Origin of the sequence: Pseudomonas sp. USHLN015 (genome assembly GCF_037153275.1) — a bacterium.
Classification (GTDB): Bacteria; Pseudomonadota; Gammaproteobacteria; order Pseudomonadales; family Pseudomonadaceae; genus Metapseudomonas; species Metapseudomonas tohonis.
Genome location: NZ_JBBCKP010000011.1, coordinates 257274 through 270031, shown reverse-complemented (window position 1 = coordinate 270031; position 12758 = coordinate 257274). Strand labels below are relative to the sequence as shown.

General features: G+C 69.9%; 11 protein-coding genes. 4 read left to right on the top strand and 7 right to left on the bottom strand.

The genetic code is table 11. The features are described 5' to 3' along the window. Window positions 1–13: 13 nt before the first annotated feature. Together WFQ67_RS23435 and WFQ67_RS23430 are read left to right on the top strand one after the other, a co-directional pair. Window positions 14–646: a DUF2931 family protein gene (locus tag WFQ67_RS23435; RefSeq protein WP_337058348.1), complete on the top strand. Its 633-nt coding sequence runs from the start codon at window positions 14–16 to the stop codon at window positions 644–646. Window positions 647–722: 76 nt separating this feature from the next. Continuing rightward, a complete protein-coding gene (locus WFQ67_RS23430; protein ID WP_213629854.1) occupies window positions 723–1190 on the top strand; it encodes a hypothetical protein in 468 nt (155 codons plus the stop codon). 5 nt (window positions 1191–1195) lie between these two features. On the opposite strand, the gene WFQ67_RS23425 is transcribed toward WFQ67_RS23430, so the two are convergent. Next, on the bottom strand, window positions 1196–1525 hold the full coding sequence (locus WFQ67_RS23425) for a hypothetical protein (RefSeq protein WP_173174168.1): 330 nt from the start codon (window positions 1523–1525) through the stop codon (window positions 1196–1198). Between the two features lie 390 nt (window positions 1526–1915). Next, a complete protein-coding gene (locus WFQ67_RS23420) occupies window positions 1916–3139 on the bottom strand; it encodes a hypothetical protein (protein WP_337058347.1) in 1224 nt (407 codons plus the stop codon). Between the two features lie 211 nt (window positions 3140–3350). On the opposite strand from WFQ67_RS23420, the gene WFQ67_RS23415 reads away from it, so the two are divergent. Next, complete coding sequence (locus WFQ67_RS23415) at window positions 3351–4250, top strand: hypothetical protein (protein ID WP_337058346.1); 900 nt, start codon at window positions 3351–3353, stop codon at window positions 4248–4250. A 235-nt stretch (window positions 4251–4485) separates the two neighbouring features. On the opposite strand, the gene WFQ67_RS23410 is transcribed toward WFQ67_RS23415, so the two are convergent. From WFQ67_RS23410 to ptsP, 5 genes are all read right to left on the bottom strand, one after another. Then, a complete protein-coding gene (locus WFQ67_RS23410; protein ID WP_213629848.1) occupies window positions 4486–4881 on the bottom strand; it encodes a GFA family protein in 396 nt (131 codons plus the stop codon). Window positions 4882–4904: 23 nt separating this feature from the next. Further along, window positions 4905–5723, bottom strand: coding sequence for a shikimate 5-dehydrogenase (locus tag WFQ67_RS23405; RefSeq protein ID WP_337058345.1), 819 nt, complete (start codon window positions 5721–5723; stop codon window positions 4905–4907). 100 nt (window positions 5724–5823) lie between these two features. Beyond that, window positions 5824–7551 (bottom strand): PTS fructose-like transporter subunit IIB, encoded by a 1728-nt coding sequence (locus WFQ67_RS23400; protein WP_337058344.1) that lies wholly within the window; start codon window positions 7549–7551, stop codon window positions 5824–5826. Beyond that, window positions 7548–8504 carry a 1-phosphofructokinase gene (gene pfkB, locus WFQ67_RS23395; protein ID WP_337058343.1) on the bottom strand — a complete coding sequence of 319 codons (957 nt, stop codon included), beginning with the start codon at window positions 8502–8504 and terminating at the stop codon, window positions 7548–7550. The genes WFQ67_RS23400 and pfkB overlap by 4 nt, the downstream gene beginning before the upstream one ends. Then, complete coding sequence (gene ptsP, locus WFQ67_RS23390) at window positions 8504–11365, bottom strand: phosphoenolpyruvate--protein phosphotransferase (RefSeq protein WP_337058342.1); 2862 nt, start codon at window positions 11363–11365, stop codon at window positions 8504–8506. The genes pfkB and ptsP overlap by 1 nt, the downstream gene beginning before the upstream one ends. A gap of 229 nt (window positions 11366–11594) precedes the next feature. Here ptsP and cra point away from each other — a divergent pair, with 229 nt between their 5' ends. Beyond that, window positions 11595–12584, top strand: coding sequence for a catabolite repressor/activator (cra, locus tag WFQ67_RS23385; RefSeq protein ID WP_173174184.1), 990 nt, complete (start codon window positions 11595–11597; stop codon window positions 12582–12584). Window positions 12585–12758 lie beyond the last annotated feature (174 nt).

Sequence of the window (12758 nt, the reverse complement as noted above, 5' to 3'; positions counted from 1 at the left end):
CGGGGTACCCGCAATGAAGCGCCTGTTGCTAGCCCTTTTTATCCTCTCCCTGGCCGGCTGCGCGGCAGGTTCCGGCCGGCCGAGGCTGCCCTATGACTACTGGTATGTCGGGATAGGCGCACCCCGCTTCATGGAGGTCTGGGTGGAAAGCGTGGATGTCATCGATCGCCGTGGTTATGCGTATTTCGATATCCACGGCGGTGTAGTGGCCTACAACGACAAGACGCCCGGCTGGTACGACGGTGGTGGGAAGATGATGCCGGTCAGCAATGTCGACTTGCCCGAAACCCTGTTCGTGCGCTGGCAGTCCCTGGTGGAACCCCAGACCTACAAGCTGCGCATCGATATCCCGCAATGGGTACGCGACGTGATGCTCAAGCCACAACGGGCTTTCTGCCGAGCCGATGGCGAATGGGTCGATAACCTCTATCGATACGACATCTCCATCGGCATGGCTCCCGGTGGCATCGCCAAGGCCTGGGTGGGTGGGCCATGCCTGTCGAATATCGAGATCGGGCGCTACCAGGCCAAGGTCGATACGAGGGGCCCCTACGAGGGCCACTCCAATGGGCGCTACTACCGCCCTCCTACTGGGGCCGCGCAGGCCTATATCGAGCAGCACGGCATCCCTTATGAATCCTGGTAGCGCTTAGCGATCCATTTCTCCGGCGCCTGGCCGCCGTATATATTCACGCCCGGCACTCCCCATTCAAGGATGAACCATGCGCCCTCTCCTGCTGCTCTGCTGCCTGTCGCTCACCGCTTGCCAAAGCAAGCAGATCCCCGCCAACCAGACGTGGCCGGTTCCGCCGGAGCGGCTGTTCGCCTATCAGGGAGTGCCCGCCGAGCCGAGCCAGTACCTGATCGTCAACCGCGACGATGCCTGGTGGGGGCGCAAATGCCTGGCCAGCGTCTACATCAATGGCAAGCTCGCCGTGCAGCTGGAGACGGCAGAGTCGGCCGCTTTCCAGCTTCCCTACGGCCAGTGGGACCTGGCCGTCGACGCCGGCGACTGCGGCCGCGCGCAGCTGATGGTGCCGCTGTCCGACCAGGCTGCAAGCCGCTACCGAATCGCCTTCGACGTCGAGGCCAATGTGCAGCTGCTGCCCACCGAGGCGGGCAACAGCATCCTGTGCAACTACGGTGGCTGTGGTGCGCCCAGGGGACACCGGCTGCGAACGCTGTTCTGACCCCCTCAACCGATGCGCAGCACCGCCACCACCTCCTGGCTGACCCAACGCCGCAGCATGCGGTTCTCCGGGTGGAAGCAGTAGACGCTGAGCAGGTCGTGCAGGCCGGATTCGCTCACCACCGCTTCTTCCTCGAACCAGCCGTTGGCGGTGCGCAGGCGCACACGGCGGTGCTGGTCGTCGCAGAGGCGGAACAGGGTCCGGCGGTTGATATCGGTGTTGAGCAGGCGGCGCAGGTCGCGGGTGGAAAACCAGGCTTCGTGGCCCATCAGGAAGGCGCGCAGTTGACGCTGGTGACGCAGGAAGATGCGAGGGGTGATCTCGGGAAGGTTCATGGCAGTACTCCATCCATCCTGTGATAGAGCCGCCACCCACTGCATGAAGGGTGGCGGACCGTGCGAGGTGGAAGTACCGGAAAAACGACGCGAAAACCGGCTGGGCGCGAGCCCACTCACACGGTCCGCCATAGACTGCCGACGCCAGGCGTCGCTATGGCACGCGTCGTTGTTTCTGATACCGGGCTTCCACACCCGACTGCTTTCTGTGGAAAGCAGCGGCGGAACCCTATCCAAGCCCCTTGTAGGCCCGCAACGGCGTTGCCTTGTAGGCGTTTTCCATAAGGAGAAGCCCTTGTAGCAGCGGTGCCCCATCGAGCCCAGCAGCGTTGGGCCTCGCGAGCTCGGCGCCAACCTACCGGTAGCCCGTGCTTCGGCCCGGGAAGCCGGCTAGCCCAGCTCGTCCAGCAGCTCGGCACGGCTGGGTTCGGGGAAGCCCAGGGTGCGGTAGCGCGGCGGGTAGAAGCCGGGGGCTTCTTCGAGCAGATCACCCAGCAGCGCCATGGCCTGCTCCCAGGAAACGGCGCGGGTCTCGGCGTCGCTGCAGTCTTCGTTGGGGCGCACCAGCACCAGGCGGTCGACGCGGGGCAGCAGGCTGTCCACGCCCTCGGTCCAGCTGGCGATGGAGAACAGCATGTCCGGGTCTTCCTGGACGGCATACAGCTGGTAGGTGGCGACGAAGATGTCGGTGCTGTTCTCTTCGTGGATCAGGTCCAGCGCGTGCTTCTGGGTGTCGTACTCGGCCTTGGTGGCGAGACGGCGCATACGCTCCAGCCGGGCTTGCAGCAGCGGGTTGTGCACGGTGTAGGGCGCCACCTTGCCGTCCTGGTAGCAGTACAGCCCGGAGGAGATCGCGCGGCCCTCGGTCGCGGCCTCCAGGCTCAGCTCGACCATCGCCGCGAGGCCGTGGCCGTCACGGTCGCCGGTCACCAGCAGGGTCTCGCGGCTGGGCACCATGAACAGCGGCCGGCCCTTGAGCGGCAGGCGCTCGAGCACATCGGGCAGGAGGATGCGGCTGATGTCGTAGCTGTCGTTCCAGTTGCCCCGGAACAGCCCTGGCACCACCTCGACGAAGGCGTCGCCAGTGCTGTCGCGCAGGTTGGTCAGGGCGATGGCCATCCCCTCTTCGAGGGTGATGCCCCAGCTCTTGTCGGGGCCCTGCACCAGGGTGGCGGTGGATTCGGGGTGGTCGATGGCCAGCAGCACCACGGCGTCGTCGCCCATGGGCAGGTAGACCGGATCGAATTCGAGGTCGTTGCCCTCGGTGCGCAGGTGGTGCAGGCGCAGGTCCTCGATCATTCCGCGGCTGCGCACCACCGGCAGCAGCAACGGCCGCGCCTCGTCCAGCGGCAGCGCCAGGCTGCGCTGGTTCTCGCACAGCGCCGTGATGTAGCTCTGCAACGCCTGCCGGCGCTTGGCGCCGCGCTGCCCGCAGTATTCACGGTAGGCGTTGTGCAGGTTGAAGAAGGCGCTGTCGCCATACACCAGGCGGAATTCCCGGGGGCGATAGGTCATTTCACCCTTGAAGCCGGCCTTGCGCGCAGCGGATTCGAAGAGCACGGCGAAGTCGTCGGGCGACGGCTTGCGATTGAAGAGGAAATCCAGAAATCCCATGGCGATCCCGAAACGAAAAAAAGCGTCGCCGCACTGTAGAGGAGCGAACGCCGCCGCACCAGTACGCCGGTGCCCGAGATGGCCCGCAAGAAAATCCCTGAACCTTTATTCGCCCTTCGGCACCCAAATCCATGAGTGCCGGCAGAAAAGGCACGGTGACCGTCGCCCCTGGCGGTCACGGCGTTGAGCCTTCCCGAACAAGGACACGACGATGAACACCACTTCTGATGCCTACGCAACCGCCCTGGAAGTCAACGACGCCTCCGGCGTTTCCTGGAGCGCGGTATTCGCTGGCGCGGCCGCCGCCGCCGCGCTGTCCCTGATCCTCGTGCTGCTGGGCTTGGGCCTCGGCTTCGCGGCCATCTCGCCCTGGCAACACGAGGGCATAGGTGCCGAGGGGCTGGGCTTCGCCGGCATCGCCTGGCTGGCCTTCACCCAGCTGGCGGCCGCCGGCCTCGGCGGTTACCTCGCCGGGCGCCTGAGGCTGCGCTGGAGCCGCCTGCACGGCGACGAGGTGTTCTTCCGCGACACCGCCCATGGCTTCCTCGCCTGGGCCGTCGCCACGCTGGTGACCGCCGCGCTGCTGGTGGGCACCGTCGGCAACCTGGTGGGCGGTGGCGTGCAGGCCGGTGCGGCGATCGCCGCCGGTGCCAGCGCCGGAACCGCGCCCGGCGCCAGCGACGATGCACAGAACCCCTACGGCTACTACATCGACACGCTGTTCCGTGACGACCGGCCGGCCCCCACCGTCGACGATGCCGCCCACGGCGTGGTGTCGCGCATCTTCGTCCGCAGCCTGGCAGACGGTGGCCAGCTGAGCCCCGAGGACCACGACTACCTGGTGCGCCTGGTGGCCCAGCGCACCAACCTGACCCAGGCCGAAGCCCAGGCCCGCGTCGAACAGGTCCACGCCATGGCTCAGCAGGCCGTGAACGACGCCCGCCAGGCCGCCGATGCGGCCCGCAAGGCCGGCATCCATGCCTCGCTGTGGATGTTCGTCGCCCTGCTCATCGGCGCCTTCACCGCCAGCTTCGCCGCCACCCGTGGCGGTCGCAGCCGCGACACGGTGACCGACGGCCTCGCCTACCACCGCACCGCCCCCCTTCGCTGAACGAGGAGAACGACCATGCGTTCGCTGCTGCTCTGGTTCCTGGGTGTACCGATCCCGATCATCATCCTCATCGCGCTGCTCACCTGAGCCGGGATGAAAACGAAAAGGCCGCTGCTCCGGGAGGACAGCGGCCTTTGTGTTTGGTGCGTGGGGGAAGCGCATCGCGAATGAATTCGCTCCCACGATCGGTGTATCCCTGGCATTGCGTAGGTCGGGTGAAACCCGGCGCCCCCGTTCAGCGATCGGCCGGGTGATTGACGCCGTCGCTGGTGGGCACCTCGCCCAGGTCGAAGGGGTTGACCCCGTCCAGGCAGCCGACGTTGAAGCCGTACTGGTCCGGGCTGGAGCGGCGCTGGTGGTGGGTGTGGATGCCGCAGCGCGAGCAGAAGTAGTGCCGCGCGGTGCGGGTGTTGAACTGGTAGAGGCTAAGCAGTTCGGCGCCCTGTACCACACGCAGCCCGGCGAGCGGCACGCTGGCGACGATGGCGCCCTTGCGCCGGCACAGGGAACAGTCGCACCGGCGCGGGCTCACCAGCCCGTCGGGCAGGGTCAGTTCCAGCACCACCGCGCCGCAGTGGCAGCTGGCGCGGTGAAGGGGAAGGATCGGGGTGTCGCCTACCTGCTTGATCATCGGTGTGCTCCTGGAGAATGCCCTCAGCTGCGCGCGAAGGCCGCCGCTTCGGCGATCTGCTCGGCGTCGGGGCGGATGCCGGTATAGAGCACGAATTGCTCCACCGCTTGCAACACGATGACTTCGCCGCCGGTGATCACCCGCTTGCCGAGGGCACGGGCGGCGCGGATCAGCGGAGTCTCCACGGGGATGGCGACCACGTCGAAGATCACCTCGGCGGCCTCGATGGTGGCCTCGTCGAAGGCCAGTTGCCCGGCTTCGGGGCCGCCGTCCATGCCGATGGGGGTGACGTTCACCAGCAGCCGCGGGCGCAACCCGCCCTGCTCCGCCTGCCAGGCGAAACCACAGGTGGCGGCCAGGGCGCTGCCGCGTACCTCGTTGCGTGCCACCAGGGTGCCCTGGGTGAAGCCGCTGTCACGCAGGGCGAAGGCCACCGCCTTGCCCATTCCGCCGCTGCCGCGCAGGGCGAAATCCGACTGCGGGTCGACGCCGTGGCTGCGCAGCAGGCTGGCCACCGCCAGGTAATCGGTGTTGTAGCCCTTGAGGTGGCCTTCGTCGTTGACGAGGGTGTTGACCGACTGGATCACCGCCGCCGAGGCATCCAGCTCGTCGAGGTGGGGGATGCAGGCTTCCTTGAACGGCATCGACACCGCGCAACCCCGGATGCCCAGCGCGCGGATGCCGCCGATGGCCGCCGGCAGGTCGGTGGTGGTGAAGGCCTTGTAGACGTAGTCCAGGCCCAGCTGCTCGTAGAGCGAATTGTGGAAGCGCGTGCCGAAGTTGCCAGGGCGGCCCGACAGCGACATGCACAGGCGGGTTTCCTTGTTCAGGGTGCGGGGCATTGCGTGGCTCCGTGGGTGAAGGTGGAGGAGTCCGCAGGAGGGGTAGAGCCCGGCGAAACCCATCGGATGCGCGGCACGCCCCCATGGGTTTCGCTCCGCTCTACCCAGCCTGCGAAGGCACTAACTCCTGGGCATCGCCGCGCTTGAGCACGGCATAGAGCACGCCGGTGACCAGGCTGCCGGCGACGATGGCCAGCAGGTAGGCGAGCACATGGTTGATGGCATTGGGGATGAGCATGACGAACAGCCCGCCGTGGGGCGCCATGAGCTTGCAGCCGAAGTACATCGACAGCGCACCGGTGAGCGCGCCGCCGGCGATGCTGGCGGGGATCACCCGCAGCGGGTCCTTGGCGGCGAAGGGGATGGCGCCCTCGGAGATGAAGCACAGCCCCAGCACCAGCGCGGCCTTGCCGGCCTCGCGCTCGCTCTGGGCGAACTTGCGCCGGGCCAGCAGGCAGGCGATGCCCAGGCCGATGGGCGGCACCATGCCGGCGGCCATGGTCGCGGCCATGGGGGCGTAGCTCTGCGAGGCCAGCAGGCCGACGGAGAAGGCATAGGCGGCCTTGTTGATCGGCCCGCCGAGGTCGACGCACATCATCCCGCCCAGCAGCACGCCGAGGAGGATGGCGTTGGTGCTGCCCATGCCGTCGAGGAACTGGGTCAGCGCGGCGAGCATGCCGGCCACCGGCTTGCCGACCACGTAGATCATCACCAGGCCGGTGACCAGGCTGGCCAGCAGCGGGATGATGAGGATGGGTTTGAGCGCCTCCAGGCTCTGCGGCAGCCTGACCCAGCGGCTGATGGCCTTGGCCGAGTAACCGGCGAGGAAGCCCGCGACTATGCCGCCGATGAAGCCCGCGCCCAGGGTGGCGGCCAGCAGCCCGCCGATCATCCCCGGCGCCAGGCCCGGGCGGTCGGCGATGGAATAGGCGATGTAGCCGGCGAGCAGCGGCACCATCAGCTTGAACGCGGTGTCGCCGCCGATCTGCATCAGCGCGGCGGCCAGGGTGCCCTGCTCCTTGAAGGCCTCGATGCCGAAGACGAAGGACAGGGCGATCAGCAGGCCCCCCGCCACCACCATCGGCAGCATGAAGGACACACCGGTAAGCAGGTGCTTGTAGACCCCCTTGGCCTCGCCCTGGCCCTCGGCCTGGGTGCTGCCGGGCTTGCCGGCCTGCTGCACCTGGGCATCGGTCAGGGCCTTGCGCAGGGTGGCGTCGGCCTGCTTGAGGGCGACGCCGGTGCCGCAGCGGTACACGCGCTTGCCGGCGAAGCGGGCGGTGTCCACCTCGATGTCGGTGGCCAGCAGCACCACGTCGGCGGCGGCGATGGCCTCGGCCGACAGCGGGTCGCGGGCGCCCACCGAGCCCTGGGTCTCCACCTGCAGATCCATGCCCAGGCGCGCAGCGGCCTGCTTCAGCGCCTCGGCGGCCATGAAGGTGTGGGCGACGCCGGTCGGGCAGGCGGTGACCGCCACCAGGCGCGGCCGCTCGCCCGCCACGGCCGCTGCGGCGGGTGCCGGCGCGGTGTCCTGCACCTGTGCGTCACGCTCGGCGCGCTGGAGGAAAGCCTGCGGCTCGTGCAGGGCCTCGGCCGGTGTCGCCAGGTACAGGCGCTTGCCGGCGAAACGCGAGAGGTCCAGCGGGCCGGTCTTCACCACCAGCACCCAGTCGGCAGCCGCCAGCGCTTCGGCGGGCACGGTTTCGCCGCCGGGCATTTCCACCTGGGGCGTCCAGCCCAGGCGGCGCGCGGCGGCCTCCAGCAGGCGCGCGCTGATCAGGCTGCTGACCGCGCCGTTGGGGCAGGCGGTGACAAGGACGAATCTCATCGGGGAACCTCGTGTTGTTCTTCTGCGGGTTGCACGACGACGCCGCTTTCCAGCGACGCCAGCTGCGCCCGGTCATGGATGCCGAAGCCGATCTGGGTCACCGCCTGGGCGGCGATGGCGGTGGCGTGGGCCAGGGTACGTTCGGCGGGCCAACCGGCCAGCAGGCCGTGGACCATGCCGGCCAGCAGCGAGTCACCGGCGCCCACGGTGCTGGCCACCTGCACCCTGGGCGGGCGCGCCTGCAGGGCTTGCCCCCGGCTGAACCAGCGCACGCCCTCGGCGCCCATGGACAGCACCAGGTGCTCGATGCCGGCGGCCTGCAGGCGCGCGGCCTCCTCGCCCTGCTCGGCCAGGCCGTCGAGGGGGCGGCCGCAGGCTTCGGCCAGTTCCTCGACATTGGGCTTGACCAGCCAGGGCGCGGTGGCGAGCCCCGCGCGCAGGGCCGCGCCGCTGCTGTCCAGCGCCACCCGGGCGCCCAGCCCATGCAGGCGCCGCAGCAGCGCGGCGAACCAGTCGGCGTCCACGCCCCGTGGCAGGCTGCCGGCCACCACCACCAGGTCGTGGCCGGGCACCAGGGCGTCGAGGCGGCGCAGCAGTTCGTCCCTTGCCGCGGCGTCCACCTCCGGGCCGGGGCCGTTGATGTCGGTGATGCGGCCATCGTCCTCGGCCAGCTTGAGGTTGCTGCGGGTCTCGCCCTCGACGCGGACGAAGGCATCGTGGAAACCGCGCCGGGCGAACAGCGCCTCGAAGGGCTGGGCATTGCCGGCACCCAGGAAGCCGCTGACGCTGAGCGCATGGCCCAGGTCGGCCAGCACCTGGGCGACGTTGAGGCCCTTGCCGGCGGCGTGGCTGACCAGCGCCTGGCCGCGATTCACCGCGCCGGGTTCCAGGCGCGGCAGCCGCAGGGTGAGGTCCAGCGCCGGGTTGAGGGTGAGCGTGAGGATGCGCGCCATCAGAATTTCTCCGCCAGGGCCCGTACCGCTTCGGCGCTTTCCGCCGCCAGCGCCACGCCAGCCAGTTCCTGGGCGTCGGCCAGGCTGAGTTCACGGATGCGCGCCTTGACCTCGGGCACGCTGCGTGCCGAAACGCTGAGCTCGTCCACCCCCAGCCCCACCAGCAGCGGCACCGCCAGCGGGTCGGCGGCCAGTTCGCCGCACACGCCCACCCATTTGCCGCGCGCATGGGCGGCGCGCACGGTGAGTTCGATCAGTTGCAGCACGGCCGGGTGCAGGCCATCCGCCTGGGCCGAAAGCGTGGGATGGCCACGGTCGATGGCCAGGGCGTACTGGGTGAGGTCGTTGGTGCCGATGCTGAAGAAGTCCACCTCGCGCGCCAGCACCGGCGCCAGCAACGCGGCGGACGGCACCTCGACCATGATCCCCAGCTGCAGGTCGGCCTGGGGGATCTCCTCGGCCAGGCGCAGGGCCATGTCTCGGGCCTGGCGCCACTCGCCGACGCTGCCGACCATGGGGAACATGATGCGCAGCGGCCGGCCCTCGGAGGCCCGCATCAGGGCGCGCAGCTGGGTCTCCATCACCTTCGGCCGCTGCAGGGTCAGGCGCACGCCACGCAGGCCGAGGAAGGGGTTCTCCTCGTGGGCGATGGGCCAATAGGGCAAGGGCTTGTCGCCGCCCACATCGAGGGTGCGCGCCACCAGCGGGCGGCCGTCGAGGGCGTCGAACACCTTGCGGTAGTCGGCCTCCTGGGTCGCCAGGTCGGGCGCCTGGGAATGGGCCATGAAGATGAACTCGGTGCGCAGCAGGCCGACGCCCTCGGCGCCTTGCTCCACTGCCGCCACGGCGCCGGCGGCGTCGCCCAGGTTGGCGCAGACCTCGACGCTGTGGCCGTCACGGGTCCGTGCCGGCTCCAGCTTGTGCGCCTCGGCCTCGCGCAGCAGGCGCTCGCGGTCCTGGTGCTCGGCACGGGCGCGCTCCAGCAACGCCTGTTCGGGCGCCACCACCAGGCGCCCACGGCCGCCGTCGAGCAGCAGCGGCGTGCCCGGCTCCAGGGCCAGCACCACGGCCCCGGCGCCGACCAGGGCGGGAATGCCCAGGGCGCGGGCGACGATGGCGCTGTGGGAGGTGGCGCCGCCGCGCGCGGTGAGGATGCCGGCCACGCGGGTACGGTCCAGCCGCGCGACGTCGGAGGGCGCCATCTCGTCCAGCACCAGCACGTAGGGGCGTTCGGGCTCGGCCTGCTCCACGACGCCGCAGAGCTTGGCGAGCACGCGGCGGCCGACGTCGCGCAGGTCGGCAGCACGCTCGGCCAGCAGCGCGTCCTGCAGGGATTCCTGCTGCGCGGCGGCGGCGGCGATCACGCCCGCCCAGGCGGCGGCAGCGCTTTCGCCACGCTGCAGCCGGGCCTCCACCTCTTCGCCCAGGGCCGGATCGGCGAGCATTTCAAGGTGGGTGACGAAGATTTCGCGGATGGCCTTCACCTCGCTGCGCTGCACCAGCGCCTCGATCTCCGCGCGCACCTGGGCCAGTGCCTGGTGCAGGTGCTTGCGCTCGCTGGCAGGCGTCTCGCCACGGGCGGGGTAGTCGAAGGTCCGCGCCACCCGCACGTGGGCCGGGCCGATGGCGATGCCCGGCGAGGCCGGTACGGCGTTGAGCAGGCTGCCGGGCGCCGGTGCGGCGGGGGCGGCTTCCGGCAACTCGGCTTCGGGCTGTTCGGGGGCGCCGTCCGCCAGGGGCTCCACCTCCTCGCCCAGGCCCTGCTCCACCGCCTGGCGCAGCACCGGCAGGGCTTCGGCGGCGATGCCCGGTTCGGCCAGCAGCTCCAGCACCTGGCCCCGACGGATGCCCAGGCCCAGCAGCTTGCTCAGGCTGCGCGCGCTGACCGCCGGCAGCCCGCTGTCGGCGACGCGCACGCGGATGTCCCCGGCGAACCCCTTGGCCAGTTGCGCCAGCTCCTTGGCCGGGCGGGCGTGCAGGCCGTGGGCGTTGGCCAGGGGCACGCGCAGGCTCGGCCAGTCGGCCGTGGCGTCGCCCGCCAGGGTCTCCAGCACCCGGCGGCGATCGGCGGCACGGGCCAGTTCGGCGCCACGGCCTTCGATCAGCAGCGCACAGAGACGCTCCAGCAGCGCCACGTGGGCATCGCCCCGGCTGGCGAGGCAGAACAGCCCGGCCAGCGGCTGGCCCTCATGGCGCAGGGGCGTGCGCGGGGCGACGAAGGCGAGCCCGGGGCGGCTCACCGCCTGGTCGCTGTCCAGCCACCAGAGGCCTTCGCCCAGGGGCAGCGCCTCGCCCTGCAACAGCTGGTTGGCGTACCCCTTGTCGACACAGCCGGCGCGGCGCAGCAGGCGCGCGCCTTCCAGGGCCAGTTCGTCGAAGTCTTCGGCGGTGCTGCCCAGCGCCACCAGTTGCTCGTCCAGCGCCAGCTCGCCAGGGCCGCCCTGGAGCAGCGCGATGATGGCTTCGGCGGATTCGGCGCGGCGCAGGGCGTCACCCAGCTCGCCTTCGCCCAGGGCGCGGGTCAGCAGTTGCAGCAAGCGCAGGTGCTCGTCGGATTTCGCGGCGATGCCGATGGCCAGGTAGACGCGCTGGCCGTCGCCCCAGTCCACCCCGTCCGGAAAGTGCAGCAGGCGCACGCCGGTGGCGTGGACCAGGTGACGGGTTTCCGGGGTGCCGTGGGGAATGGCCAGGCCCTGGCCGAGGTAGGTCGAGCCCTGCGCTTCACGCGCTTGCAGCGCGGCCAGGTAGCCCTCGGCGGCGAGCCCATCCCCCACCAGGCGGCCGGCCACCAATTGCAGGGCGGCGGCCTTGTCCGTCGCCGCCAGGCCCATGGACACCAATGCCGGGGTGAGTTCGAGCATGCCGTTTCCTCCACACGGGCCTTGGGGCCCTTTTGTCGTTGTGCGATGAATCTTCAGCTTAGGCGCTGTCCGAACCCTGGCAGAGGGCCCGCGACTATCTGGACAAAGCACTTGCTGAATCGTTTCACTAAACTGGCGGCACGTTACTCGATATTCTTCGCGGCTTGAAGCCCATGCGATGAATCGCACGCCTTGCCCCCATGCAGGCACAGGAACAAGGAATCGGCATTTGAAACTCAGCGACATCGCCCGGCTGGCCGGCGTCTCGGTCACCACGGCCAGCTACGTGGTCAACGGCAAGGCCGAGGAAAAGCGCATCTCCCCCGCCACCGTCGAGCGGGTACGCGCGGTGGTCGAGGCCCACGGCTACCGGCCCGACCCCCACGCAGCCGGGCTGCGGCGCGGGCAGACCCGCACCCTGGCCTTCATCCTTCCGGACCTGGAGAACCCCAGCTACGCCCGCCTGGCCAAGTTGCTGGAGCAGCAGGCGCGGGCGCGGGGCTACCAGTTGCTGATCGCCAGCTCCGACGACGAGCCGCAGAGCGAGCGCCAGTTGCTGGAGCTCTTCAGCGCGCGGCGCTGCGACGCACTGGTGGTCGCCAGCTGCCTGCCGCCGCAGGACCCGGGCCTCGGCGCGTTGCTGGATGCCGGGCTGCCGGTGATCGCCGTCGACCGCGAGCTGGACCCGGCGCGCTTCTGCTCGGTGGTGAGCGATGACCACCAGGCCGCCCATTTGCTCACCCGCAGCCTGCTGAACCCGCTGCCGCGCCAGGTGGCGCTGCTCGGCGCGCGGCCGGAGCTGCCCATCAGCCGCGACCGCGAGGCGGGCTTCCGAGCCGCGCTGGCGGGCTTTGGCGGCGAGACACTCGTGCAGTGCGGCGCCGAATTCAGCCGTGAGTGCGGGCGGCGCATGATGCAGGAGCTGCTGGAACGCCAGGGCCGCCTGCCGGATGCGCTGGTGACCACCGCCTACGTGCTGCTGGCCGGCGTGCTGGATGTGCTGCGCGAGCACGGCGCCTGGCCGCAGCACCTGCAGCTCGGCACCTTCGGCGACACCCAGTTGCTGGACTTCCTGCCGCTGCCGGTGAACTCCATGCGCCAGCAGCACGAGCTGATCGCCGAGCAGGTGCTGGAGCGTGCATTGCAGGCGATTGCCGGGGATTACCGCCCGGGGGTGCTGGCGATACCGCGACGGTTGCAGGTGCGGCGCGGGGGTTGAGAGGGGCATCGCGTTACCGGCGTGTTTCGCGGGTTCACCCGCCCTACCGCGATTGCCGCAGCCTGGGGCGGAGACAATCGCGAATGAATTCGCTCCCACAAGCAACCGCCCACCGCACCACACGGGCGACGTAGGGGCGACTTCAGTCGCCAAGCAGGCCGCAGGTCTGCCCCG